The following is a 25,924-nucleotide window of genomic DNA, read 5'->3' on the forward strand; positions in this document are numbered from 1 at the left end:
GCGTCCACACGCGGTGACCGGCGGCCTCCGCCGGTCACCGCGTTCTCGTTCCCGATCTGGACAGCGCCGCACAGCGGGTGTTTGGATCGATGCACAGCGTGTTTACAACGTTGTAAACCGATCCCTGCAGATTGGACGAGACTTTGACGTCAAAGATCGTCGTGGCGGCTCTGGCCGTCTCCCTGCTCGGCGGCGTGCCCGCCGTGGCCTCGTCCGCGGCCGCCGTGCCCGACTTCGCGACCTCGGAGGCCGGCAACCCCTTCGTGGACGGCTGGTACGCCGACCCCGATGTCGCCGTCTACGACAACAAGTACTGGGTCTTCCCCACGTCGTCGCGGCCGTACGACGAGCAGACGTACCTCGACGCCTTCTCCTCGACCGACCTCGTCAACTGGACCAAGCACCCCAATGTCCTCACCAAGGCGAACATCTCGTGGGCGCGCCGGGCCGTGTGGGCGCCTGCGCCCGTGCAGCGCAACGGCAAGTACTACCTCTACTTCGGCGCCAACGACATCCAGAGCAACTCCGAACTGGGCGGCATCGGCGTCGCGGTCGCCGACCGGCCCGAGGGCCCGTACCGCGACGCGATCGGCAAGCCCCTGATCGCCCAGTTCGTCAACGGCGCGCAGCCGATCGACCAGGACGTGTTCGTCGACACCGACGGTCAGGCGTACATGTACTACGGCGGCTGGGGACACGCCAACGTGGTCAAGCTCAACGCGGACATGACGAGCCTCGGCCAGTTCGCCGACGGCAGCACGTACAAGGAGATCACGCCGGCGAACTTCACCGAGGGTTCGCAGATGTTCAAGCGCAACGGCAAGTACTACTTCATGTGGTCCGAGGACGGCTGGACCGGCCCGAACTACGCGGTGTCCTACGCGATCTCCGACTCCCCCACCGGGCCGTTCACCAAGATCAGCCGGGTGCTGAGCCAGGACGCCTCCGTGGCGAGGGGTTCCGGCCACAACTCGGTGATCAACGTGCCGGGCACGGACATCTGGTACATCGTCTACCACCGGCGTCCGTTGAGCCGCACGGGCGCCAACGACCGGCAACTCGCCTACGACCGCATGAACTTCAACGCCGACGGCACCATCCAGCCGGTGACCATGCGCGTCGAGGACAACTTCGACGATCGCAACGCCGTCGGCTGGACCACGCACGGCGGCACCTGGTCGGCGAGCGGCGGCCGGTACGAGACCGGGGCGTCGTTCGGCGGGAAGTCGTTGCTGGACACGAACTTCTCGAACTTCGTGCAGGACGCCGACGTCATCCCGAGGTCCGCCGGCGGTGACAGCGGCGTCGTGTTCCGAGCGACCGGCGCGACCACCGGCACCGACAGCTACCGCGGCTACTACGCCGGGATCACCGGCAACGGGCGCGTGGTGCTCGGCAAGGCGGACAACAACTGGACGCAGCTGGCCTCGGTACCGGTGACGGTCCGGCCGAACGTGGCGCACCACCTGCGGGTGGAGGCGATCGGGTCGTCGATCAAGGTGTTCGTCGGCGACATGGCCACGCCGAAGATCTCGGTGACCGACACGAGCTTCTCCAGCGGTGCCAACGGTGTCCGCGTCTTCAACACCGGTGCGGCCTTCGACAACTTCGCCGTCGGCCACCGGTAGGCCCTCGGCCGCCCCGGCTGACCCGTTCCTGCGCACCAGGCCTGGTGGATCAAGCACTGGTGCGCAGGAACGTGCGCGGTGCTGTCCCGAACCAGCCGAACCGCATCGGCGCGGACCCGCACACGACATCCGGAGACCACGGGCGTGGCGGTTCGCGTCCGGTGAACGGTTCACCCGATAGATGCTCGAGCACGGTGTGATGCGGGCGAGGTTTCAGTGAAGTCGCAGGGGTACTCGACAGGCACGCCGAGCCGTCGGCAGCTCGCAGCCCTTCGAGCCACCGGGATCCCCATGTCCGCCTCCCAGTCCCCCAGCAGCGGTTCCGTCATCACCTACCTCAACCCGGATGCGATGCACCCGGACACCTACCTGCGCGGTGTCGTGGCCGGGCCGCACGTCGTCGATCCGGAGACCGGTCATTCGTGGGTGCCGGTGCTGTTGCCCAACCGGTCGACCACCGTGCTGGACACCGTCAACATCGTGCGGGTGCGGCGACCGGCGAGCCGGAACGCACCACCGGAATGAGATCTCGCCGGGTCCTGTGAGGAGACGGCGTCTCAGCCGTGCCCGACGGATCGGGTGCGGACGGCGGCGAGTGCGGCCGGCAGGCTCGGGAACAACGGGAGCAGCACGTCCACCCCGGTCAGGGACAGCGGTCTGAGCACCACGTCCCGCGTCGCGACGACGGCGAACGGAACGGCCAGGTGTTCCACCTCGTCCTGCGCGCTGAGCAGGAGGTTGATGCCGCTGGAGCCGAAGAAGGTCACCGCCCGCAGGTCGATGACGAACCCGTCAGGGGCTCGTTTCAACGCGTCGGCGACCACGGTGCGCGGAGTCGTTTCGGTGAACATGTCGATTTCGCCGGTGACGACGAGAACAGCTATTCCACCGTGGTGGGTCACGTGGGCTTCCAGGACTTCTGAACTTCGACGTTCGGAGATCATTGCCGTGCTCCCATCGGCTGACCGCGAAAAGCGCCGACGCGAGCCGCTGCCCCACCCGGAAAACCTGCTCGATTTACCTCACCAGAAGTCGATGTTTCAGGATCTGGGTTCAAAGCTATGCCCGTGTCCGCACCGGCACAACCGCACTCGTGCGGTCGAGGGAACTTTTCACTTAAATGTCACGGGCTGTGACCAATTTGCACGAATGATTTCGCCGTCACACGAACTGCACTCCTCCAAAAAGGACGAATGCGCCGGTTCACGCTTCGGCGGCACGACTGCGATCCACCAGCGCGGCGGCGCGGTGCTGTGCGGCCGCCGCGTCGTGCGCCGCGGCTCCGGGCCCACCCCGTGCCGCCGCGTGCGAGTGCACTTCCGCCGCCCGGTCGTGTGCCTCGGCGGCGCTGCCGAGGCTTTCGCGCAACGTTTCCCGCGCGCGGGCTGCCTGGTGCCGGGCCTCGGTCAGCGCGACCAGGGCCGCTTCGACGTTGTCCGTCGTCGACGCCCGACCGGCACGCGTGCGGAGCTGGGCACGGCGCACCGCGAGCTCGCGGATGCGCTCCGCCGTGGCGCGCGCACGCGCCGCTGCCCGTTCGCCGGACGTCATGGGAACAGCGTCTCTCCCCGATCACCTGCGGCACAAGTGGTCGGCGTCCAAGACGTTCTCGTCCAAAGACCGGTCAGCACAACGGATGTCGCCGTTGACGCAGAGTTTCCGAGTGTGCGGTCACACGCTCAACTCGCCGGGCCTGATCCACCGCGCCAGCAGAACGGACGCGTCGTCCTGCAGGACGCCGTTCTGGTGTGCCAGCACGGCTTTCACCAACCGGCGCGCCGTCTCCGGCGGCGGGTGCCCCGACGCCGCCTCCCGTTCGAGGAAGTCCGTCAGCCGCGCCTCACCGAAGAACTCCCCGTCGGGGTCGCGTGCTTCGGTGACGCCGTCGGTGTGCAGCACGATCCAGTCGCCGGACTGCAGGACCTCCTCGGCGACGGTGAGCTCGCCCGTCCCCAGGCCGAAGGGCGGGCGGCGCCCGCCGCCGAGGGTCTTGACGACCTTGCCGGAGCGCAGCAGCAGGGGTGGCGGGTGGCCGGCGTTCACGTACCGCAGGCGTCCGCCGGCCAGGTCCAGCTCGGCCAGGACGCCGGTGGCGAAGGCGCCGCGCGGGAACTGGCCGTTGATCGTCTCGTCCATGGCGCGGGCCTGTTCGAACAGACCGTGCCCGACGCGGCGGGTGCTGCGGGACGCGGCCAGGGCGGCCGCGGCGACGAACCCGCTGCGCATCGTGTGCCCGACGGCGTCGAAGATGGCGAGCGACGCCGTGCCGGCCGACAACGCGTAGTCGAAGGCGTCACCACCGACCTCGTAGCAGGGTTCCAGCACACCGGCGACGGCGAAGCTGTCGACGGCGGCCGTGAGCGGTGGCAGCAGCTGGTAGATCAGGTCGGCGGCCGGTGTCCTCGGGCGCTGCAGCCGGACGGCGTCCAGGCCGTCGCCGTAGTGCGTGGTGATGGTCGCGAGGTGACCGATCAGGGAGGACAGCCACCGGCAGCGCAGGCGCAGGTCGGGGTCGTGCAGGTCCGCTCCCTCCGGCGGGACCACCTCGAGGACGCCGAGGCGTTCCACGCCGTCGAGCAGGGGCACCCACAGCCGCGCGGGACCGCCGGTCGTGGACGGGACCACCTCCACGGTGCGGAACGCCCGCCCCGGCAGGGAGGAGTCGACCCCGAGAGGGGTGGGGTTCGCGGCATCACCGAGCGGGTGCAGCAGGCTCTGCTCGTAGTCGACGAGGTAGATCGTGATGCGCAGGCCCAGCGCGAGGCCGGCGCGGGCGGCGACGGCGGGCAGGTGCTCCGGTGGCGCCTGGTGCATGCCGTCGAGCAGCGCCACCAGTCCTGCCAGCGGGCCGGTGCGCGGGCCGCCGGTGCCGGCCCGGAACGTGTAGGGGACCCGCTGCGGCCAGGTCAGCTCGTCCAGGCGCTCGTTGACCGCGTGCGCCAGCGTGTCGCGCTGCGACGCCGGCAGGGGCATCAGCCCGTGGAGGTAGGCCTCGACCTCGACCGGGCCCGCGTCCCCGCCGAGGGCGAAGTACCGGGTCCACAACTGCTGCAGCGTCAGCTCGGAGCGCCGGAACGCGTGCGTGAGCGCACGGTGCTGCTCGTCCTGTCGCGACGAGTCCTGCTCGTTCGTCATGATGATCAGCGCCCGCGACGGGTGGTCGAGCGGACCAGTGCGCCCGCGAGGTCGCGGAGCTTCCTGTTCTCCTCGTGGGAGCCGCGCGCCAGCAGGGAGAACGCCGTCTCCTCGTCCACGTGCTCCCGCGCCATGACGATCCCCTTCGCCATGCTGATCACGTCCCGGCCGCGCATCTGCTCGGCGAGCGCGTCGCTGAACCTCCCCGCGTTGTCGAGCGAGCGCACGTTCGCCACCAGGATCGCCGCCTGCGCGGCGAACATCGTGAGCAGGTACTGGTCCCTGTCCCCGAACGTGCCGGGGTCGTGGCCGTAGACCTTGATCGCGCCCAGCGCGGTGCCGCCGGCCACCAGCGGCGCGCTCATCGCCGACCGCATCGCCGACCACCTGGCGGCGGAGGTCCAGCGCTGCCAGCGCTTCTCCCTCGCGATGTCGTCGATGCGGAACGAGCGGCTCTGCTCCCACGCGCTCAGGCACGGCCCCTCTCCGAGCTCGTACTGGAGCCCGTCGAGGTGCTCCACGACCGGGTCGGTGGCGGCCGCGGTCAGCTTGCGGCCGTTCTCGTCCATCAGGGTCACGCCCGCTCCGGCGGTGCCGGGCAGCGCCTCCCGCATCAGTGACGTCACCAGGGTCAGCGCCGTGTGGACCGTCTCCCGCGAGAGCAGCAAGCCGGACATCCGCGCGGACACGGCCGCAAGTTCGTCGGCCAGCGGCAGGTCGTGGTCCATTGGCCTGGCTTCCCTCGGACTTCAGCGGCAAACCGGCGGGCGACGTTCGCGAACCGCCTGCGCGCCGTCGGCACCACAGGTTTCGATCAGCAGAAACCGGGTATCCCGGGCGGTGCCCTTGAGTGGGCTTTTCACTCCGAGTTGAGCAGACAGCTCGTTCCACGTGCTTGTCACATGCCGCAACGGGAGTCCTAATTGAAGATCGCCATGGTGTCCGCTGACGGAAGCCCGCTCGATGAGGCGGCCGGTCCGCACGGCGCCTACGTCGACGGGCTCTCGGCCGCGCTGTGCCGCGACGGGCACGAGGTGGCGGTCTACACCCGCCGCGACCACCGCGGCGCGCCGGCGCGAGTCCGCACCGACCGCGGCTACGAGCTGGTGCACGTGCCCGCCGGGCCCGCCGAGCGGCTCGCCGACGAGGACGCGTTGCCGCACATCGGCGCCTTCACCTCGTCGCTCCTGCGCGAGTGGGCGACCTCCCCGCCGGACGTGGTGCACGGGCACCGGTGGGTGTCCGGCATGGTGAGCGTGCTCGGCGGACGCAGGATCAGCGTTCCGGTCGTGCAGACGTTCCACTCGCTCGCGGCGGCCGAGCAGCGGCACTGCACCACCCGCGGCACGGGCCCGGAGCAGCGCCGCAAGCTCGAGGTCCTGGTGGGCAGGGAGGTCGCGCACGTCGCGGCCGGCAGCTCGAGCGAGGCGTTCGAACTCCTCAACGCGGGTGTGCACCGGTCGGCGATCTCCGTCGTGCCCAGCGGCGTGGACATCGACGCGTTCACGCCCGACGGTCCCGAGGCCCGGCGCGGCAGGCCGCACCGGGTCGTCCTCACCGGCACGCAGCTCACCCCCAGGCACGTCGACGCCGTCATCAGCGCGCTGTTCCGCGTCGACGGCGCCGAACTGGTGGTCGCAGGCCTTCCGCTGGGACGACCCGGCGGTGATCCCGCAGCCGCGAAGGCGCGCGACGTCGACGCCGGCCCGCGAGTCGCGTTCACCGGTCCGGTGGCGCGCTCGGCGATGCCCGCACTCCTGCGTTCCGCCGACGTCGTCGTCTGCGCGTCGTCGTACGAGCCGTCCAGCGCGATCGCGCTCGAGGCGATGGCCTGCGGCGTGCCGGTCGTCGCCACCGCGGTCGACGCGCTCGCCGACGTCGTCGTGGACGGGGTGACCGGGTTGCTCGTGCCTCCGGGTGAGCAGGTGGCCCTGTCCCGGGCGCTGCGCTCGCTCCTGCTGAACGACACGCTGCGCAACGAGTTCGCCGTGGCCGGCCGCGATCGCGTCACCGCGCGGTACTCCTGGGACCGGGTCGCCGCGGACTTCCTGCGCCTCTACGAGCAGGCCGGTGCGCGGACGGCCGGCGCGGCGGATCCGGTGCACCAGGCCTCCGCGTCCGAGGCGTGAGCAGGCAGTTCAGGGACCAAATCGCGGTCGACGTCCTGGGTGCGGTGCGCGTGGTCGTCGGTGTCCTGACCTGCCGGACTCCGAAACGTGACGCTGCTCGGTGTTTGTGCGGGCTGTGCCGGGCTAATTCCTCTGCACTCGGAGAAGAACGAGCGGAGTCATGACCTTGAGTGCTGCTGGACAACTGCGGTCGCTGGCGCGCGAACACGTCGCCGTCGCCGCTCTCACGATCCCCCGCCTGGTGCGCCACCCGGTGTGGCGCGAGCCGGACCCCCACGAGGGCGCCGGTCTCGGCGTGGTGCTGGTGCCCGGCTTCGGGGCGAACGAATTCAGCCTCACCTTCGCCACCACCTGGTTGCGCGACCGCGGTTACGTGCCGGTGGGCGCCGGTGTCGGCTTCAACGTGGGCTGCACCTCCCAGCTCGTGGACCGGATCGTGGAGCGCCTGGAGGAGCACGTCGAGGCCACCGGCGCGCCGGTGGTGCTGCTCGGTCAGAGCCGCGGTGGCGGGCTCGCGAGGCTGGCCGCCGTCCGCCGTCCCGACCTGGTGCGCGGCCTGGTGATGCTGGGCAGCCCGCTGCTCGACCCCATGGGCGCCCACCCGCACGTCCTGCTCGCCGCGAGGGCGCTGGCGGGGCTGGCCGCGCTCGGCGTGCCCGGCCTGATGGACAACGACTGCCTGTCGGGAACGTGCTTCGAGGACAACGTCGCGGCGGCCACCGCGCCACTGCCGCCGGAGGTGCCCGCGGTGTCGGTGTACTCCAAGTCCGACGGCATCGTGCCCTGGCGGCTGTCGCTCGACCCGTCGGCCGAGTGCGTCGAGGTCCACAGCACGCACACCGGCATGGGCCTCGACCCTGACGTGTACCTCGCCCTGCGCCCGCGCCTGGCCGCGTGGGCCGCCGAAAGGTTCGACCTGCGCGATGCCGGCTGACGAAGAACTCCTGCGCACCGCGGAAGAGGTGTTCGGCTGGACCGAACTGCGCCAGGAACAGCTCATCGGCATGCGGACCCTCCTCGAGGGCCGCGACGCGCTCGTCGTGATGCCGACCGGCGCCGGGAAGTCCGCCATCTACCAGGTGCCGGCGATCCTGCTCGACGGCCCGACCGTCGTCGTGTCGCCGCTGATCGCCCTGCAACGCGACCAGGCCCACTCGCTGCGGGCCGCCGGCGCGCCGCCCGCCGCCACCATCAACTCCGCCCAGTCCGCCGAGGCGATCCAGCAGGCGTGGCAGGCGTTCGGCGACGGCAGGACCGAGTACCTGTTCCTCTCACCCGAACAGCTCGCGAACGCCGAGACGCTGCACCGGCTGCACGAGGCGAAGCCGTCGTTGTTCGTCGTGGACGAGGCCCACTGCGTGTCCGCGTGGGGACACGACTTCCGGCCCGACTACCTGCGGCTGCGGCACGTGGTCGAGCGGCTGGGCCATCCTCCCGTGCTCGCCCTCACCGCCACCGCGAGCGGTCCGGTCAGGGCCGACGTCGTCGAGCACCTCGGCCTGCACGACCCCGTGGTCGTCGTCGCGGGGTTCGACCGGCCGAACCTGCACCTGTCGTCCCGTTTCTGCACCGACGACGAGGAACGCAGGCGGGCGGTGACCGACTGGGTCGCCGAACGGACCGGTCCCGGCCTGCTGTACGTGCCCACCCGCAAGGACGCCGAACGCTACGCAGCCGACCTGGCCGCGCGGGGTCTGGCCGCGGCCGCCTTCCACGCCGGCATGAAGGCCGCGGACCGCAAGCAGGTGCAGGACGGCTTCATGCGCGGCGACTACGGCGTTGTGGCGGCCACCTCCGCGTTCGGCATGGGCATCGACAAACCGGACGTGCGCTTCGTCGCGCACGCCGCGACACCGGGTTCGCTGGACGCGTACTACCAGGAGATCGGCCGGGCTGGACGAGACGGCGAACCGGCCGAGGTGGTGCTCTTCCACCGTCCGGAGGACCGCGGCCTGCAACGTTTCCTGACCGCGCGCTCGCTGGACCGCGAGTGCGTCCGCGAGGTCGCCGCCGCGGTGCGCCGGCGCCGGGGCGGCATCGCGATCACGGACCTGGCGCAGCGGCTGGACCACTCCCGCCGCAAGGTCACCAGCGTCGTGAACCTGTTGGAGCGCGCGGAGATCGTGCGCACCGGCCACGACCGCGCGTGGTACGAGGAAGGTGCTCCCCCGCCGGGCAAGGCCGTCGAGGCCGTGGCCGAGGAGGCCGAACGGCAGGCGAAGCGGGACAGCTCGCGGGTGGAGGTCATGCACCGGTACGCCGAGACGCGGGACTGCCGCAGGCGTTTCCTGCTCGGCTACTTCGGTCAGGAGCTGGACTCGCCGTGCGGGAACTGCGACATTTGCGACGAGGGTCTGCCCGACGACGGCCCCGAAGGCAGCGAGTACCCGCCGAACTCGGTGGTGCGCCACGAGCAGTGGGGCCGGGGCACGGTGGTGCACCACGAGGTCGACCGGCTGATGGTGCTGTTCGACGACGTCGGCTACAAGACGCTCTCCCTCACCGCGATCGAGGACTCCGGGGTGCTCTCGCGGCTGAACACCGGCGGCCCGGGAACACCCGCGGTGCCGTAGTCCCGTCGTCACGAGGTGACCGCACATGTCAGAAGACCAGTACACCCGCCAAGACCCTCGCGAGCAGTACCCGCGTCCCGGCCGCCAGGAGGGCCAGGAGCAGCCGCACCCCGGCACCGGCAGCCGGATGGGGCCGGAGCCGGACCACGGCGAACGCTCCTACCGGGGCAGCGAGCGCCTGCGCGACACCAAGGCCGTGATCACCGGCGGCGACTCCGGCATCGGCAGGGCCGTCGCGATCGCGTTCGCCCGCGAGGGCGCGGACGTGCTGATCTCCTACCTCGACGAGGAGCAGGAGGACGCCGAACGCACCGCCGAACTGGTGCGGGAGGCGGGCAGGCGGGCCGTGCTCGCACCGGGCGACCTGCGCACGGAGGACGCGTGCCGCGCGGTGGCCGAACGCGCCGGGGCGGAGTTCGGCCGGATCGACGTCCTGGTGAACAACGCGGCCTACCAGATGGTGCAGGAGGACGGTCTGCTCGGCATCGACAGCGAGCAGTTCGACAGGGTGTTCAAGACGAACGTCTACGCGATGTTCTGGCTGTGCAAGGCGGCGGTGCCGCTGATGCGCCCCGGCGCCGCGATCATCAACACCTCGTCGATCCAGGCGTTCTCGCCCTCGCCGGAGCTCATGGACTACGCGGCCACCAAGGCCGCCATCGTCAACTTCACCAAGTCGCTCTCCGCCGATCTCCTCGCGAAGGGCATCAGGGTCAACTCCGTCGCCCCCGGTCCGGTGTGGACACCGCTGATCCCGGCGACGATGCCGGCGGAGAAGATCGGCGACTTCGGCGCGCAGTCGCCGATGGGCCGTGCCGCGCAACCCGCCGAACTGGCACCCGCGTTCGTCTTCCTCGCCTCCCAGGAGTCGAGCTACGTCACCGGTGAGATCCTCGGCGTCACCGGCGGCCAGCCGCTCACCTGACACCGGAGGGCGTTTCCGCCCCTCGTTGCGGGAGGACGGTCTCGGACGGACCACCGCTGAACTCGCCGCCGCCGTTGAGGACCGGTCAGCACGACGGCTGCCAGACCGCGGACCGGTCAGCACGACGAACAGCACGACAGCGTGCCGCACCGCAGCCCGCTCGGGACGGCTCGGGCCCGGCGGCACCCGGTCGAAGGGTGGGATGCGCGTGACGGGGTATCCGCGACCATGAACCTTCATGAGGTGTTGCGCGCCGTCGAGGACCTGCGGGCCGCTGACCGGCCGGCGGCCGCTCTGACGGCTGCCGCCAAGCGGTTGATGAAACCGCGTCTCGCCGAGGCGTTGCGCGGGTCGTGGCTCGGCCACCCGCTGCACCCCCTCATGATCACCGTGCCCATCGGCGCCTGGGTGTGCGCGTCGGCTCTGGACGCGCGGCCGGGCAACGAGGACGCGGCGCGGCGCCTCACCGCCATCGGCCTGGCCGCGGCGCCACCGGCCGTCGTCCTGGGCCTGGCCGACTACGCCGACCTCAACCGGCGGCAGCGGCGGGTGGGCGTGGTGCACGCGATCGCCAACACCGCCGCGCTGGCGTGCTTCACCGCCTCCTACGCGGCGCGGAAGCGGGAGGCCCACATCGGTGGCAAGGTGCTGAGCCTGCTCGGGCTGGCGGCGATGGGAGCGGGCGGCGCCCTCGGTGGTCATCTCGCCTACGCGCAGGGTGCCGGTGTGTTCCGCTGGCAACGGCCGCTGGCGGCCGCCGCGCCCACGGGCGACCGCCAGTTCGCAGGGTCGGCGCAGGGGTAGCAGCCGCGCGACCGAAGCGGCGTCCCACCGTTCACGGGGAGCAGATGTGGCTCGAACCGAGATGACCGCGCGTTCATCGGCGCAGAGGGCGTCGGTCGCAGTCGCCGCGGTGTTCGCACGAACCACGACACGATGTCGTTCACCGGCCACGAGTCGGAGGCGATGTCGCTCGGCGGCGGCGGTGCGATCTACCTGCTGTTGTGGCTGTGCGGACCGCTGATCGACCACGACGGCGACGCCGACTTCATGCCGGTCAACACCGGCTGCACCTGTTCCTCGGCGTCGGCGTGACCGGCTTGGGCGTGGCCCTCGGCCGCGGTACCCGCCGGTGCTGACCCCGCGGACCACGTGTCCGCACCCCAACTCGACGAGGTGATTGCTCGTGACACCGCAGGAGCCGGACGGCTCACCGCTCGGCGAGGCCCTGGACGAGGTGACCAGGGCGCTGAACTCGCTGGACGAGGCGCTCAGCCGCTCCGACGACCTCCCCGCACTGGTGGAGATCGTCTGCCACCAGGTGGTGCGCGCGGTGCCCGGTGCCGACGGGGTGTCGGTGACGCTGCTCGACCACGGCGCGCCGTTCACCGCGTCGGCCACGAGCGACCTCGTCGTGCGGCTCGACGCCGTCGAGTACCGCGAGGACGCCGGGCCGTGCATCGACGCCGCGAAGACCGGTGAGCTCCAGCGCGCGGCGATGGACGAGGCGCTGGAGCGGTGGCCGGTGTTCGCGCGGGCGTGCCGGGCTGAGGGCATGCACAGCTTCCTGTCCACCCCGCTGACGGTCGACGAACGGCATGCCGGCGCCATCAACGTCTATTCGACGCGCCACAACGGGTTCGCCGACCTGGACGGGTCGCTGCTCGGGCTGTACACCGCGGCGACGGAGCTGGCGCTGCGCAGCCACACCAGGTACCTGCGGGCCATCGAGCTCTCCGAACAGTTGCGCACCGCCCTGGACTCCCGTGCCGTGATCGACCAGGCCAAGGGGATCATCATGGCGGTCCACGGCATCACCGCGGACGAGGCCTTCTCCATGCTCGTCGGTCAGTCGCAGCGGCAGAACCGCAAGCTGCGGATCGTCGCCGAGGAGTTCGTCAACGGGATCCTGACCCAGCGCTGATGACCGGTCCTCAGTCGTCCGCGGACTCCAGGCGCACGAGGAGCCCGCGGACGGACAGCACCGTCGACTCGGGGCTCTCCGGCAGCACGAACTCCACGTCGACCGGTTCGCCGTCGACGCGCACCGGTTCCCGTGCCTCCAGGCGGATCTCTCCGCCCGGCTGGACGACGGTCGCCGCGTCCCGCTCCAGCACCACGGTCCCGCCGTCCTCGGCTCCCCCGAGGTCCGGCAGCTCGGCGACCAGCCGGATCTCCGAGCCGTCGCACTCCCCGGTGAAGTCGAGGACCATCGTCTTGGACCGCAGCGTCACTTCGACACCTTCGGCGTGGCAAGGAGTCCTGGTCATGTCTCATGCCATACCCGCGCACGCCGCGGCCAAACGTCGTTCTAGAGCTGGAAGACCGAGCGCACGCAACCGTCCTCTTTGTCCTTGAACAGCTGGTAGCCACGGGGACCGTCGGCCAGCGGCATCACGTGGGTCGCCAGGTGGTTCGTGACGAGCTCACCGGACGCGATGCGGTCCAGCAGCATCGGGATGTAGCGCTGGCCGTGCTGCTGGGCGCCGCGCACGGTCAGGCCCTTGTTCATCATGGCGCCGAGCGGGAACTTGTCGACGAAGCCGGTGAACACGCCCAGCACGAAGACCGACCCGCCCTTGCGGCAGTTGTAGATGGCCTCGCGCACCGCGATCGGCCGGTCCGTCTCCAGCTTGAGCTTGCTCTTCACCTGGTCGTAGACGTGCTGCGGGCCGGTCGAGTGCGCTTCGCAGCCCACGGCCTCGATGCACACGTCGGGCCCGCGGCCACCGCTGGCCTCCAGCAGCGCCTCGCCGACGGAGGTGTTCGCGTAGTTGATCGTCTCGACGCCGAACTGCTGCTCGGCCTGGCGCAGCCGGTAGTCGAATCGGTCGATGACCAGCACCCGTTCCGCACCGAGCAGCTGGGCCGCGCGCGCCAGCAGTACCGGGCGTTGCTGCGCACCGAACTCGGCCTCGAACCGTCCCCGCACATCCACGACCTCATGCGACCGCTCCTGCGCAGCACGCGATAGCGCCCTCCACCGATGGGCCGGCGGGTGTGCGAGGTGTCACAGTGGTGATGCGGGGTAACCAGCCCCCAGCCGACGTGAGGAGCTCCGTGCACAGGGACCTGGTCGTCGTCGGGGCTTCCGCCGGTGGCGTGGAGGCGCTGCAGACCCTCGTCTCGCGACTGCCCGCCGGACTCCCGGCCGCCGTGGTGGTCGTGCTGCACATGCCGGCGGGAGGGTCCTCGGCGCTGCCCACCATCCTCGGCCGGTGCGGGAAGCTCCCCGTCTCCTCCGTCGTCGACGGCACCCCCGTCGAGCACGGCCACGTCTACGTCGCGCCCCCCAACCACCACACGGTGGTGCAGGACGGGGTGCTGCGGCTGTCGAGGGGACCGACGGAGAACGGCCACCGCCCCGCGGTCAACGTGCTGTTCCGCTCCGCCGCGCTGGCGCGGGGGTCCGAGGTGATCGGCGTGGTCCTGTCCGGCGCGCTGGACGACGGCACGGCGGGCATGGTCTCGATCAAGAACAGGGGCGGCCTGGCGCTGGTCCAGTCCCCCGAGGACGCGCTGTACCCCGGGATGCCGGACAGCGTCCTGCGGCACGTCGACGCCGACCACGTCGTCCCCGCCTCCGAGATGGGCGGACTGGTCGCGCGGTGCGTCGGGAAGGGCCCCGACGCACAGGCGGGCACGCCCGCCTCCGAACTTCTGCGCATGGAGGTCGAGGTGTCCCGCGACGACGCCGGAGCGGGGAGCGGCGACATCCCCCAGCACGGCACCATGACCACGCTCACCTGCCCGGACTGCGCGGGCTCGCTCGTCGCGCTGCCGAACGAGAGCGGGCAGTACCGCTGCCTCGTCGGCCACGGCTGGACCCCCGACGCCCTGCTCGACGCCTACAACGGCGGTCTGGAACGGGCGCTGTGGATGGCGCTGCGCACGTTGGAGGAGAAGACTTCACTCGCGCGCCGGATGGCGTCGAGCTCCCGGCGGTCGGGCCGCGAACTCGTCGCGGTGCGCTACGACGACCAGGAGGAGGAAGCGCTGGCGGCGGCCGCCGTCCTGCGCAAGTTCCTCCTGAACCCCGAGCTGCGGGAGGATGCCGGCGCGTGACGGACATCAGCGTCCAGACGACCGAGCTGGCGGGCGTGGTGGTGGCGACGCCGGTCGGCCGTCTCGACCTGTCCTCCTACCCGGCACTGCGCGACGGGCTGCTCAAACAGGCGGCGGGGGTGCCGGACGCGATCGTCGTGCGGCTCGGGCCGGACTTCGAGTCCGCGAGCAGGGCCATGCTCGCCGTCTTCACCACGGTCTGGATGAAGATCTCGCAGTGGCCGGACGTGCCGATGGTCCTCGTCACCGAGACCGAGAAGCACCGCCACGACCTGCGACGCAGCGGTGTCGCCCGGCACGTGGCCACCGCGACCGACCTGCGGACCGCGCTCCAGCGCGCCGAAGAGCCGCCGCCCCGCCGCTACCGGCGGATCTCCCTGCCGAACTCGCTGGTCGCTGCCCTGATGGCACGCGAGGAGGTGCGCAACGCCTGCGAGGACTGGGACCTGCCCGCGCTGGTCGACGACGCGCTGCTCGTGGTGACCGAGCTCGTCGAGAACGCGGTCCGGCACGCCGGCTCCGAGTCCGTGCTGCGCATCGAGCTGCGGGCCTCCGGACTGTCCCTCGCCGTCCGCGACGACGACCCCGGCCCCCTCGTCACGACCGCCTCGCGTCCGGGCGTTCCCGGCCACAGAGGACTCGAGCTGATCGACAGGATGTCCCTCGCCTGGGGTACGAGTCCCTCGTTCGACGGTGGCAAGATCGTGTGGGCCGTGCTGGCCCGGCGGCCGAAGCGGTAGTTTTGCCGTCGTGAACGCCCGTCGCCCCGACCCGGACCAAGCCTTCGAGGACGTGCTGCTCTACCTCAAGGAGTCACGCGGCTTCGACTTCACGGGCTACAAGCGCACGAGCCTGCAGCGGCGCGTGCGTCACCGGATGAACCAGATCGGCATCGAGGACTACCCGGACTACATCGACCAGCTGCAGGTCAACGCGGACGAGTTCAGCGCGCTGTTCAACACGATCCTCATCAACGTCACCGGGTTCTTCCGCGACACCGAGGCGTGGACGTACCTGCGCGAGGACGTGATCCCGGCGATCCTGGCCGAACGCGGGCCGGACGACCCGATCCGGGTCTGGAGCGCCGGCTGCGCGTCCGGTGAGGAGGCCTACAGCCTCGCGATGGCCCTCGCCGAGGCGATGGGACCGGACAGGTTCCGCCAGCAGGTGAAGATCTACGCGACCGACGTCGACAACGAGGCGCTCACCCAGGCCCGGCTCGCGAGCTACGGGGAACGCGACCTGCAGAGCGTGCCGCCGGAGTTCACCGCCAAGTACTTCGAGCAGCAGAACGGCCGCTACAGCTTCCGCAAGGACCTGCGCCGCTCGGTCATCTTCGGCCGCAACGACCTGGTGCAGGACGCGCCGATCTCCCGGATAGACCTGCTGGTGTGCCGCAACACGCTGATGTACTTCAACCAGGAGACGCAGTCCAAGATCCTCGGCCGCTTCCACTTCGCCCTGGTGCCCAAGGGCGTGCTGTTCCTCGGCAAGGCCGAGATGCTGCTCAGCCACAGCCGCATCTTCGACCCCATCGACCTCAAGCGGCGCATCTTCCGCAAGGCGCCCAACGGTTCCGGTAGCGCGGCCGGCTTCGTCTCCCACCCGGTCGTGCACGACCGCCGGGTCGACGTCGGCGGCATCGACGAGCTGCGGGAGCACGCGTTCTCCGCCAGCCCCGTCGCCCAGGTCGTCGTGACCGCGGACGACGTGGTGGCCCTCGCGAACCAGCAGGCGCAGACCACGTTCGGGCTGTCCCCCAAGGACGTCGGCCGGCCGTTGCGCGACCTCGACCTCTCGTACCGGCCGATCGAGCTGCGCGGCTACGTCGAACAGGCCCGGCTGGAACGCAAGTCGTTGCGCGTCAAGGACGTCGAGTGGCTGCGCGGCCCCGGTGAGTCGCTGTGGTTCGAGATCCACGTCAACCCGCTCGTCGGTGTCGACAACACCATCCTCGGCGTGTCCGTGGTGTTCCACGACGTGACGTCGGCGCGCAGGCTGCTCGAGGACCTCGAGTACGCGAACCGCCAGCTGGAGTCCGCCTACGAGGAGCTCCAGTCCACCAACGAGGAGCTCGAGACCACGAACGAGGAGCTCCAGTCCACTGTGGAGGAGCTGGAGACGACCAACGAGGAGCTCCAGTCCACCAACGAGGAACTGGAGACGATGAACGAGGAGCTCCAGTCGACCAACGACGAGCTCCAGACCATCAACGACACCCTGCGCGAGCGCAGCGTGGAACTCGACCAGGTCAACGAGTTCCTGGAGTCGATACTGACCTCGCTGCGCGCGGGCGTCGTCGTGCTCGACCTGCAGATGCGCGTGCTCGCCTGGAACCGGGGCGCCGAGGAGCTGTGGGGCGTGCGCCGCGACGAGGCGGAGGGTGAGCACCTCCTCAACCTCGACATCGGCCTGCCGGTCGCCGACCTCCGGCCGGTGGTGCGCTCGGCGTTGTCCGACGCGGCGTTCATCGACGAGGTGAAGGTCAGCGCGGTGAACCGGCGCGGCCGCGAGGTCGTCGTCCGGGTCGTGTGCAGTTCGTTGCGCAACAATGACGGGGAGCCGGGCGGGGCGATCCTGGTGATGGAGCAGCAGACCGACCAGGTGTGACGTCCAGCCCTTCTGGCACGATCGCCGCATGAAACGCGTGGTGGTCCTGGGCCGGGGTGGTGCCGGCAAGTCGACCCTCGCCGTCGCCCTGGGCGACGCGACGGGCCTGCCCGTCGTCGAACTGGACAAGCACTTCTGGAGCCCGGAACTGGAAGCGATGCCACCGGAGCGCTGGTCGGAGGTCCAGAGTGGACTCGCCGCCGGCGAGCGGTGGATCATGGACGGCGACCTCGGCCCGTACGACGTGCTCGACGTCCGGCTCCGCAGGGCGGACGCGGTGGTGCTGCTCGACTACTCGTTCCCGCGGTGCGCCTGGCGGGCGGTGTGGCGTTCGCGGGAACGCGCCGACTTCTGGCGGTGGGTGTGGTCGTGGCGCCGCCGTCACCGGCCGCTGCTCCTGGAAGCGTTCGCGGCGCACGCGCGGGACGCGGAGGTGCACGTGTTCCGGAGCCCGCGTGCGACCGCGCGTTTCCTGGCGCGGATCCGGTGATCTCGAAGCTGCCCGCCGCGTTGTCGGGCTGGCTGGCCGCGAACCTGCCCGGCGGGCGGATCGCCGGCGAGCTCTCCGGCGGGTTCCGCAACCAGAACATCGCCGTCGTGACCGATGGCGGCGAGAAGTTCGTGCTGCGCCGGTATCTCAGGGGCAACACGTGTGCGGTCGAACGCGATCTGGCCGAGCGGGCGGGCCGTGTGGTGCCGGTACCCGGGGTCGTGGCGGCTGACCCGGACGGCGTGGACGCCGGTGAACCCGTGCTGCTGTCGCGGTTCGCGGAGGGTGTGGTGCTCGACCGGGTCCTGACCGGTCCCGGTCCCGGGGAGGCGGAGGAGCTCGGCCGCCGGGTGGGCTCGGTGTTGGCGGCGATCGGCTCGATCCGTTTCCCCGCACCGGGTTTCTTCGCAGGATCCGGTCTGACACCGGTGCCGGGCGGCTCCGAGACCGGAGACCTGGTGTCGTTCGCCGCGAGCCGTGCCGGGGACCTGCGGCTCGACTCCCGGGACAGGGCGGCGTTGTTCGCCCTGGCCGAGCGCGACCAGCGGGTGCTCGACGCGGTGGAGCCGGTGGCGCGGCTCGTCCACGCGGACTTCAACGGCAAGAACCTCCTCGTCGCGCGGAAGTCCGGGCGGTGGGAGGTGACCGCGGTGCTGGACTGGGAGTTCGCGTACAGCGGCAACCCGCTCGCGGACGTCGGCAACGTGCTGCGCTTCCCGGACGACACGGGACCCGCGTTCGGCGCGGCCTTCGCGGAGGCGTTCCTCGCGGACAGCGGACCGGTGCCCGGCGGCTGGCGGGAGGTCAGCGCGGCGCTCGACCTGTTCGCGCTCGTGGACCTGCTCACGCTGCCCGACACGCATCCGTTGCACGCCAAGGTCGTCGCCGCGGTGCGGGCGCGGGCCGAAAGCACTTGCGCGCTCTGATACGGTTCCCGCGATGACTACCTCCTCGAGCAGATCGGGGGTCCCGTTCACCAAAGGTGAGTGCTGATGCACCACTGGGCCGTGAACGGACACCCCCGCCTCCTTTTCTGGTCGCACGTGCGCGAGTTCGCCGTGCCGACGTCGATGATCGAGTCCGCGACCGTCCGCCGCGAGGCGGGCGACTGGGCCGGGGCCTGCGCCGCGGCGCGGGCCGACGTGGATCTCGACCTCCGTGCCGCAGGTCGTGCCCGTGGCAGGCGGTTCGCGGCAACTCTGCGCGCTGACCTGCGACATCTCGCTCCTGACCTGCTCCGCTGGCACTTCCCGAGAACCAGGCCAGACGGGCTGCTGCGGCCGGGCCTCACCGTCTCCCTGGCCAGGTACACCGACGACGACGGCCACGAGGTGCACCTCGTGGCCCGCACACCACCTGCCTGGGCTTCCGCCGGTCAGCGGATCGGTCTCGCGCTGTGGGCGCCGTCCGGGCCGCTGTCCAGGCCGGGCGGGCACCCCCATCCCCGGCCGGACCGGCGTTTCCGCCTCGACCTGCACCGCCACCTGTGGGACGCGCGCAGGACCGGGGAGCTGCGGGAGCGCTCGGGCGGCGATCCCGGGCCCGGCGACGGTCACGCCGCCCACCGGTGGGCCGCCGAGGCCGCGATCCTGCTCCGTGCGGACGGATGCGCGGGCAACGCCGTCGCCGTGCGGCTCAGCTCCCGGCACCGGATCGTGCTGGACGCAAACGGTTCCACAGCAAGGGTTTCAGCCCTCCAGTGCACGATGCCGCTCCTGCCCGATGCCGCGACCTGGGTGCCACCGGACCTGGAGCTGCTGCACGCGGGCCTGATCGACGCCGAACGGCTGCATCCCCTGGTGAGGACGGCACTTCTGCCGGACGCACCCGTCCCCGGGCCGAGAAGCCCTGACAGCACAGCGGCTTCGCGGCTGGTCGACTGCTGCGGCGCGACCCACCGGATCGGTGTGGCCGACGGGGTGCTCGTCGCGCTGGACCACTCCCCCGAAGAGATCCGGCGCGAGGAACTGCTGGTCGCGTTGGGCGGCAACGGGTTGCCCTGCCTGCGCGCGATCGACGCCGCACACCGCCACCCGGAAGACCTCGTGCAGGTCAGGGCCCGCCTCGACCACGGCGACGTCGAAGGTGCTCTCGCCGTCGTCGAAGGTCTGCTCGGACCGGACGCGCTGCTGCGCGGCGGCCAGTTGCGCGACGAGTTGGAGACGGCCGCCCGGCGCAAGGTCGTGCACGGGCTGTACCGGGCAGGGCTCGTCCAGGGACCCGCACCGTCCACTCGGGACTCCCGCCGCTCTCGCCGGCGTCGCTCGACCGTTCGCTGACCCCACCTCCTCTCGCCCAGGCCGGCGCACGGCCTCTACTCAAGGTGACTGAACACATGCCTGCTCCCACGAACGTCTCCTTCGGCACCGTCCGGCAGCTCGACGTGGCCGCCGACCTGCTCGCCCTTCTCGGCGACACCTCCACCGAGCCGCGGGCCGATCCCCAGCTCGACGCCTTGACCCTCGCCGTGTCCGCGGACCTGCCGGTGCTGCTGTGGGGTGAGCCCGGCATCGGCAAGACCGCGGCCCTCACCCAGCTCGCCGCCTCTCTCGGGCTGCCGCTGACCACGGTGATCGCCAGCGTGCACGAGCCGTCGGACTTCTCCGGCCTGCCGGTTCTCGGCGACGACCCGGCGACCCAGGGCGTGCCGATGGCGCCTCCGGACTGGGCGGTGCGCCTGGTCCGCGAGGGGCGCGGGCTGCTGTTCCTGGACGAGCTGTCCACCGCGCCGCCCGCCGTCCAGGCCGCGCTGCTGCGGGTCGTGCTGGAACGCCGGATCGGTGTGCTGCGGTTGCCGCCGGGCGTCCGGATCGTGGCCGCCGCCAACCCGCGTTCCTCGGCCGCGGACGGCTGGGAGCTGAGCGCGCCGCTGGCGAACCGGTTCGTGCACCTGCAGTGGGCGCACGACCACGAGGTCGTCGTGCGTGGACTGGGCGGCACGTGGCCCGCCTCCACGCTCCCCCGGCTGGATCCCGGACGGCTGCCGGACGCGGTGGCGTTCGCGCGCCGCGCCGTGTGCGAACTCCTCGCCGCGCGGCCGAACCTCGTGCACCAGCTGCCGAAGAACGAGGCGCTGCGCGGCGGCCCGTGGCCCTCGCCGCGCAGCTGGGAGATGACGCTGCGGCTGATCGCGTTCGCGACCGCCGCGGGCACCTCCCGCGAGGTGCTTTCCATGCTCGTGCGCGGTGCGGTCGGCGACGGTCCCGGACTCGAGCTGCTGGCGAGCATCGACCGGATGGACCTGCCGGACCCCGAGGTGCTGCTCGCGGATCCGGCGGCGGCCGTCCTGCCCGAACGGGGCGACCTGCGGCAGGTCGTGCTCGACGGCGTGGTGGCCGCGGTGCGCAACCGCCCGGACGAGGCCCGCTGGAACGCGGCGTGGGCGCTGCTGACCCTGGCGCTCGAAGCCGGCGCACCGGACCTGGTGGTCGTCCCGGCGGCCACGCTCGCCGCGCTTCGCCAGGACGACTGGCAGGTCCCCGACACGATCGAACGACTGGCCGGCGCCGTGTCGCTGTCGCAACGGGCGGACAAGGCCCTGGCCCGCGTCGGGGGTGCGGGCCGGTGACGCTGGACGAGGAGAAGCTGTTCGCCGCCCGGTTGTACGCGGTCCGCCTGCGGCCGTACCTGGCGACGGCGTTGTTCGCGCTGCACCCGGTGGAGTCGCGCCGGGTGCCGACGATGGCCGTGGACCGGCACTGGCGTTGTTACGTCTCACCGGCGTTCGTGGACCGCACCCCGCTGGAGGAACTCGCCGGGATCTGGGTGCACGAGGTGTCCCACCTGATCCGCGACCACCACGGGCGCGGCGACCGGTACGCGGTGCGGCACGGGCTCACCGGGCCCGGTGAGCGGCTGCGGATGAACATCGCGGCGGACTGCGAGATCAACGACGACGTGTTCGGCGAAGGTCTTCCCCGTCCGGAGGACGCGGTGCACCCCCAGGCGCTCCACCTGGACGAGGGTCAGCTGATGGAGGACTACCTGCGGCAGTTCCGGCTCGGCCGCCACACCAACGCCTTCGCCTGGATCGACTGCGGCAGCGGGGCCGACGGCCTGGAACGCGAGTGGGACCTCGGTCCGGGCGGCGCGCACGGGCTCAACGAGCAGGAACGGGACTCCGTGCGGTTCCGCGTGGCGCAGGGCATCGCGGGGAGCCCCGGGACCGTCCCCGACGGCTGGCGGCGGTGGGCGGAGGAGGCGTTCCACCCGCCCCAGCCGTGGCGGGACCTGCTCGGAGCGGCGATCCGCTCGGCCGTCACCGGCCCCGGCTTGGGCGAGGACTACACCTACGGCAGGCCGTCGCGCAGGTCGGCCGGCGTGCCGGGCGTGGTCCTGCCGAGCCTGCGGCGCCGTCCGCCCCGCGTCGTCGTCATCGTCGACACCTCCGGGTCCGTGAGCGACGCCGAACTGGGCAGCGCGCTCCTCGAGATCACCGCGATCGTCCGCGCGGTGGGCGGCCGCCGCGACCTCGTCTCGGTGCTGTCGTGCGACGCCGCCGCCCACGTCACCGGTCCGCTGTGCAAGGCGGAGGGGATCACGCTGGTGGGCGGCGGTGGCACCGACCTGCGCGAGGGCTTCACCAAGGCCCTGCGCGCGTCCCCCCGACCCGACGTCGTCGTAGCCCTGACCGACGGCCAGACGCCGTGGCCGAGCTCCGCGCCTGCCTGCCGGACGGTGGTGGGACTGTTCCCGCGCCCCAGCCGGTCCTACGAGGACGACCCCGAGTACGAGCCGGACACACCGCCCGAGTGGGCGCGGGTGATCACGATCGGCTGACCGCCTGTTGGCCGCACGCCGTTGCGGCAGATGATCGAATTCCCGTGTCGAAGCCATCCTCCACGCACTGCGGCGCGTCTTCCGCTCTGGAGAGGTTCAACAGGAACTGGGGTTCTCATTTGCGTGCATTGATGATCGGTGTCGCCGCCGTGCTGACCACGGCACTGGCACCCGCCGCGGCTCACGCGGCGCCGCCGTCCAACGACGACTTCGCCGACGCCACCGCGATCCCGGCACTGCCGTTCAAGTCCATTGTGGACACCAAGGAGGGCACGGCGGCGGACGACGACCCGTTCAGCTGCTCGTGGAGCACCAGCAGCGTCTGGTTCCGGTACACCGCGCCCGCCGACGGGTTCGTCCGGATGTCGTCGGACCGGCCCGACGACGAGAAGCCGGCGCTGTCGGCCCACACCGGTGAGCGCGGGGCGCTGACGTGGACGCCGGGAGCGTGCCAGCACCCGCACGGCGGCGGCTCGAACACGTTCGCCGTGACGGCGGGCACCACGTACCACTTCCTGCTGCAGGACACGAGGTTCGCGGGACCGGTCGAGTTCGCCCTCGAACTCGTGCCCCGCGCGGCCAACGACGACTTCGCGACGGCCGCGGAACTCCAGCCGGACACCGACGTCGCGGGTGATCCCGGACCGGCCACGCTCGAGGCGGGCGAACAGAGGCCCAGTTGCGACCGGTCGTCCACCCGGTCGCTGTGGTTCCGCCACACGCCCGCCCGCTCCGGCATCCTCTCGGTGAAGTCCACCCAGCTGACCAGCAGCGCGGGTGTGGCCGTCTTCAAGGGCACCGCGCTCGACTCGCTGTCCGAAGTGGACTGCCGGCAGTCCGGCCACAGCCCCGCGATCTTCACCGCCACCGCCGGCGAGACCTACTACATCCGGGTCGCGGACGGCATCTACGGCGCCACACCGCTGACGGTGCGGCTGGAGGACGCACCGCAGATCACGCCCACCGCGTCCTGGGTCCTGCCGGAGTCCCCCGGCGTGTTCGACGAGGTCCGGTTCGGCATCGATCCGGGCGACCCGGCCGGCCGGTGGCTCGTGGGCGGCGAGGTCCGGTTCGGTGACGGCACGTCCGCCCCGATCCAGGCCGTTCCCGGTCAGGCCGAGGTCCGGCACCGCTACACCGCCGACGGCGAGTACCAGGTGACGATCACCGGGCACACGGCCGACGGTCGTTCCGGCAGCTCCACCCGGACGCTGAAGGTCGAGACGCACGACGTGGCCGTGACGAACGTCGTCGCGCCCGCCACCGCCTCGGTCGGCGAAATCGGGCAGGTCGAGGTGACCGTCGCCGGCGCCCGGTACGCCGAGGACGTCGTCGTGGAGTTGTTGCGCCGCAGGGCGGACGGGTACCACGACGTCGTCGGCACGGTCCGCCGGCACGTGGAGGCGGACGGCTCGGTGGTCGTGCCGTTCAGCTACACGTACTCGGCCGCCGACGCGGCTCTCGGCAAGGCGACGCTCAAGGCCCGGGCTCGCCTGGACAGCCGTCAGGACAACAACCCCGCCGACAACGAGCGAGTCGTCGAGACGATCGTCGGCTAGCTTTCCGGCAACTCCACGGTGACGTCGGTCAGCGGAGCGCTCGTGCAGGTGAGGACCTGACCGTCCGCCTCCCGCCGGGAGACCTCGCCCGCCAGGAGCTTCACCACGCACTCCCGGCAGCTGCCCACCGTGCACGAGTACGGCATCGGCAGACCGGCGGCGAGTCCGGCGTCGAGCAGCGTCTGACCGGGCTCGACCACCGCGGTGCCCACGCCTTCGACGAGCAGTCGTTGTGGTGTGGGCGATCCCGCCGCGGTGGTCGTGCCCGCGTAGCTCTCCACGTGGACGTGCTCGCGGGGAACACCGAGCTCGTCCAGCGCCTGCCGCGCGGTGTCCGTGAGGGTTTCGGGGCCACACAGGTAGAACCGGGCGTCCGGCGGCAGCGCCAGGTCCGTCGTCCACCGCCGGATGCCGGGGACGTCGAGCCGGGCGTCGCGTGACGTCACCACGTGCGTCAGCGAGAACCGGCCGGGGTGCTGCTCGGCCAGCGCGACGAGTTCGGTGGCGAAGATGGTCTCCTCGGCGGTCCTGTTGCTGTAGAGCAGGGCGATGCGGTCGCCCGCCGGCTCGGCCAGCAGGGTGCGGATCATGCTCATCATCGGCGTCACGCCGCTGCCCGCCGCGATCAGCACCACGTCCCGGCCCGTCTCCAGGTGGAAGGAGCCGGACGGGCCGCGCACCGACACCCGGTCGCCGGGCGCGAGCGAGCGGACGTGGCTCGAGAACCGGCCGCCCTCCACCCGCTTCACCGTGACCTCCAGGCGGGTGGAACCCGGTGCCGACGACGCCGAGTACGGCCGGCGCACCTGCTCGCCACCGACGTCGGTCACGAGCGTGAAGAACTGGCCCGGCCGGAAGTCGAACGGCCTGCCGTCCTCCAGCACCAGCGTGACGGCGCTCGGTGTCTCGTGGCGCACCTCGGTCACGCGCACCTCCCGCAGCGGGTCTTCCCGCGGCACGGCAACGGGAAGCGCGAAGTCGCCCTCGTACCCCTCCTTGCGCAGACCGGAGCGGTAGGCCAGGTTCATCACCGCCCGGAACCACTTCGCCGGCACCAGGTCGGCGACCTTGAGCAGGAGCGAGCGGCCCTTCGCCGTGTTCGCGGCCAGGTGGCGGCCCGCCAGCACCATCAGGTCCGGCACCTCGGTGCGTGCGGCCGGGTTCCACAGCCTGGCGCGCGTCACCGCGTCGTTCGCGGTCAGCTCGGCGGCGTCGACGGCGACGAGCACCGCGGCGTGCGGTGGCGTTCCGCGCAACGACAACGGTTCCAGCACCGCGGGGTCGGTGGTGATCGTTCCCCGGCCGCGGACGTGCAGCACGCCGTTGCGTCCGGGCACGAGCGCGGCGAACGAGAGCCGGTCGTCGCTCAGCAGGTTGTGCAGCGTGTCCGCCCGCCGGTTGCCCCTGCGGTCCGCGATCACGAGCGTGCGGCCGTCCAGGACCCTCGCGACCGCCTGCTGGTCACCGCGCGGGCTGGTGTCGCTGCCGCCGGTCGAGTCCCATGTGGACAGAACGAGGAACGGCGCACTGGCCAGGAAGTCCGCGACACCGGGCAGCGCGAGCGGGCCGTCGAGCACCTCGGGAGCGGGACGCACGGGGGACGGCGGCTGCCACAGCCCGGACCGCAGCACGGCCTGGGCGCAGTGCACGTACACCTCCTCGACGTCGAAACCGCCGCGGCGCACGACACCGTTGACCCGCAACGTCTCCCCTGTGCCCGGCAGGAGGAAGAGCAACGACGCCGGGCCGTCGGCCGCGTCGTGCAGGGGGAAGGAGATCCGCGTCGGTGAGTGCACGCGCGCGAAACCCGGTGTGCCGCCGACGAACGTCGTCCTGCCCGTGCCGTCCGCGTGCCGGTGGCCGAACCCCGCGATCGGGCTGCGGGCCAGCACGTCCACGCATCCGTCGTCGAGCGCGGCGAGCTGCTTCAGCATGATCATCGACGCCGGGCGCCCGACGACGGCTTCCACCCCCGCCACGGTTCCGATCCGGAACGAGCCAACATCTTCGCAGGTCATGACACTATTGTGA

At 71.5% G+C, this 25,924-nt stretch carries 25 protein-coding genes; 18 read left to right on the top strand and 7 right to left on the bottom strand.

Annotated features, from left to right (window positions below):
• Positions 1-143 precede the first annotated feature (143 nt).
• Positions 144-1,628, top strand: a complete 1,485-nt coding sequence (locus tag IE307_RS16970) for a family 43 glycosylhydrolase (protein WP_229904773.1) — start codon at positions 144-146, stop codon at positions 1,626-1,628.
• Positions 1,629-1,919: 291 nt separating this feature from the next.
• Entirely contained in the window at positions 1,920-2,153 is a 234-nt protein-coding gene (locus tag IE307_RS16975; RefSeq protein ID WP_191298899.1) for a hypothetical protein, read from the top strand.
• A 32-nt stretch (positions 2,154-2,185) separates the two neighbouring features.
• On the opposite strand, the gene IE307_RS16980 is transcribed toward IE307_RS16975, so the two are convergent.
• The 4 genes from IE307_RS16980 to IE307_RS16995 form a co-directional block, all read right to left on the bottom strand.
• The gene (locus IE307_RS16980; RefSeq protein WP_191298900.1) at positions 2,186-2,530 is read right to left on the bottom strand and encodes an STAS domain-containing protein; all 345 of its coding nucleotides are present in this window, start codon (positions 2,528-2,530) and stop codon (positions 2,186-2,188) included.
• A 301-nt stretch (positions 2,531-2,831) separates the two neighbouring features.
• Positions 2,832-3,179: a hypothetical protein gene (locus IE307_RS16985; RefSeq protein ID WP_191298901.1), complete on the bottom strand. Its 348-nt coding sequence runs from the start codon at positions 3,177-3,179 to the stop codon at positions 2,832-2,834.
• A 120-nt stretch (positions 3,180-3,299) separates the two neighbouring features.
• Positions 3,300-4,763, bottom strand: coding sequence for a PP2C family protein-serine/threonine phosphatase (locus IE307_RS16990; protein ID WP_191298902.1), 1,464 nt, complete (start codon positions 4,761-4,763; stop codon positions 3,300-3,302).
• 5 nt (positions 4,764-4,768) lie between these two features.
• Positions 4,769-5,491: a GAF and ANTAR domain-containing protein gene (locus IE307_RS16995; RefSeq protein ID WP_191298903.1), complete on the bottom strand. Its 723-nt coding sequence runs from the start codon at positions 5,489-5,491 to the stop codon at positions 4,769-4,771.
• A 195-nt stretch (positions 5,492-5,686) separates the two neighbouring features.
• Between IE307_RS16995 and IE307_RS17000 the strand changes: the two genes are divergently transcribed.
• The 7 genes from IE307_RS17000 (at position 5,687) to IE307_RS17030 (ending at position 12,314) form a co-directional block, all read left to right on the top strand.
• Positions 5,687-6,892: a glycosyltransferase gene (locus IE307_RS17000; RefSeq protein WP_191298904.1), complete on the top strand. Its 1,206-nt coding sequence runs from the start codon at positions 5,687-5,689 to the stop codon at positions 6,890-6,892.
• 160 nt (positions 6,893-7,052) lie between these two features.
• Positions 7,053-7,826: an esterase/lipase family protein gene (locus IE307_RS17005; RefSeq protein ID WP_229904774.1), complete on the top strand. Its 774-nt coding sequence runs from the start codon at positions 7,053-7,055 to the stop codon at positions 7,824-7,826.
• A complete protein-coding gene (locus IE307_RS17010) occupies positions 7,816-9,465 on the top strand; it encodes a RecQ family ATP-dependent DNA helicase (protein ID WP_191298905.1) in 1,650 nt (549 codons plus the stop codon). Before IE307_RS17005 ends, IE307_RS17010 begins: the two co-directional genes overlap by 11 nt.
• A 25-nt stretch (positions 9,466-9,490) precedes the next feature.
• Positions 9,491-10,390, top strand: a complete 900-nt coding sequence (locus IE307_RS17015) for an SDR family oxidoreductase (RefSeq protein WP_191298906.1) — start codon at positions 9,491-9,493, stop codon at positions 10,388-10,390.
• Positions 10,391-10,618: 228 nt separating this feature from the next.
• Positions 10,619-11,194: a DUF2231 domain-containing protein gene (locus IE307_RS17020; RefSeq protein WP_191298907.1), complete on the top strand. Its 576-nt coding sequence runs from the start codon at positions 10,619-10,621 to the stop codon at positions 11,192-11,194.
• A gap of 132 nt (positions 11,195-11,326) precedes the next feature.
• Entirely contained in the window at positions 11,327-11,485 is a 159-nt protein-coding gene (locus IE307_RS46760; protein ID WP_229904775.1) for a DUF4383 domain-containing protein, read from the top strand.
• Positions 11,486-11,576: 91 nt separating this feature from the next.
• On the top strand, positions 11,577-12,314 hold the full coding sequence (locus IE307_RS17030; RefSeq protein WP_191298908.1) for a GAF and ANTAR domain-containing protein: 738 nt from the start codon (positions 11,577-11,579) through the stop codon (positions 12,312-12,314).
• A 10-nt stretch (positions 12,315-12,324) separates the two neighbouring features.
• Here IE307_RS17030 and IE307_RS17035 read toward each other — a convergent pair whose 3' ends face one another.
• Both IE307_RS17035 and IE307_RS17040 read right to left on the bottom strand, forming a co-directional pair.
• Entirely contained in the window at positions 12,325-12,624 is a 300-nt protein-coding gene (locus IE307_RS17035; protein WP_191298909.1) for a hypothetical protein, read from the bottom strand.
• A gap of 77 nt (positions 12,625-12,701) precedes the next feature.
• Positions 12,702-13,328, bottom strand: a complete 627-nt coding sequence (locus IE307_RS17040; RefSeq protein ID WP_229904776.1) for a zinc-binding dehydrogenase — start codon at positions 13,326-13,328, stop codon at positions 12,702-12,704.
• 122 nt (positions 13,329-13,450) lie between these two features.
• Between IE307_RS17040 and IE307_RS17045 the strand changes: the two genes are divergently transcribed.
• From IE307_RS17045 to IE307_RS17085, 9 genes are all read left to right on the top strand, one after another.
• Positions 13,451-14,455, top strand: a complete 1,005-nt coding sequence (locus IE307_RS17045) for a chemotaxis protein CheB (protein ID WP_229904777.1) — start codon at positions 13,451-13,453, stop codon at positions 14,453-14,455.
• A complete protein-coding gene (locus IE307_RS17050) occupies positions 14,452-15,195 on the top strand; it encodes an ATP-binding protein (RefSeq protein WP_191298910.1) in 744 nt (247 codons plus the stop codon). The genes IE307_RS17045 and IE307_RS17050 overlap by 4 nt, the downstream gene beginning before the upstream one ends.
• Positions 15,196-15,205: 10 nt before the next feature.
• On the top strand, positions 15,206-17,065 hold the full coding sequence (locus tag IE307_RS17055) for a CheR family methyltransferase (protein WP_191298911.1): 1,860 nt from the start codon (positions 15,206-15,208) through the stop codon (positions 17,063-17,065).
• A gap of 28 nt (positions 17,066-17,093) precedes the next feature.
• Complete coding sequence (locus tag IE307_RS17060) at positions 17,094-17,555, top strand: P-loop NTPase family protein (protein ID WP_191298912.1); 462 nt, start codon at positions 17,094-17,096, stop codon at positions 17,553-17,555.
• The gene (locus tag IE307_RS17065) at positions 17,552-18,481 is read left to right on the top strand and encodes a phosphotransferase family protein (RefSeq protein ID WP_191298913.1); all 930 of its coding nucleotides are present in this window, start codon (positions 17,552-17,554) and stop codon (positions 18,479-18,481) included. Before IE307_RS17060 ends, IE307_RS17065 begins: the two co-directional genes overlap by 4 nt.
• A gap of 66 nt (positions 18,482-18,547) precedes the next feature.
• The gene (locus IE307_RS17070; protein ID WP_191298914.1) at positions 18,548-19,834 is read left to right on the top strand and encodes a hypothetical protein; all 1,287 of its coding nucleotides are present in this window, start codon (positions 18,548-18,550) and stop codon (positions 19,832-19,834) included.
• A 56-nt stretch (positions 19,835-19,890) separates the two neighbouring features.
• Positions 19,891-21,123, top strand: coding sequence for an AAA family ATPase (locus tag IE307_RS17075; protein WP_191298915.1), 1,233 nt, complete (start codon positions 19,891-19,893; stop codon positions 21,121-21,123).
• Positions 21,120-22,334: a vWA domain-containing protein gene (locus IE307_RS17080; RefSeq protein WP_229904778.1), complete on the top strand. Its 1,215-nt coding sequence runs from the start codon at positions 21,120-21,122 to the stop codon at positions 22,332-22,334. The genes IE307_RS17075 and IE307_RS17080 overlap by 4 nt, the downstream gene beginning before the upstream one ends.
• A 131-nt stretch (positions 22,335-22,465) precedes the next feature.
• Positions 22,466-23,893 carry a PKD domain-containing protein gene (locus tag IE307_RS17085; protein WP_191298916.1) on the top strand — a complete coding sequence of 476 codons (1,428 nt, stop codon included), beginning with the start codon at positions 22,466-22,468 and terminating at the stop codon, positions 23,891-23,893.
• Here IE307_RS17085 and IE307_RS17090 read toward each other — a convergent pair.
• Positions 23,890-25,911, bottom strand: coding sequence for an FAD-binding oxidoreductase (locus tag IE307_RS17090; protein ID WP_191298917.1), 2,022 nt, complete (start codon positions 25,909-25,911; stop codon positions 23,890-23,892). The two genes, IE307_RS17085 and IE307_RS17090, sit on opposite strands and share 4 nt — an antisense overlap.
• Positions 25,912-25,924 lie beyond the last annotated feature (13 nt).

Origin of the sequence: Lentzea cavernae (genome assembly GCF_014653695.1) — a bacterium.
GTDB classification, from domain to species: Bacteria; Actinomycetota; Actinomycetes; order Mycobacteriales; family Pseudonocardiaceae; genus Lentzea; species Lentzea cavernae.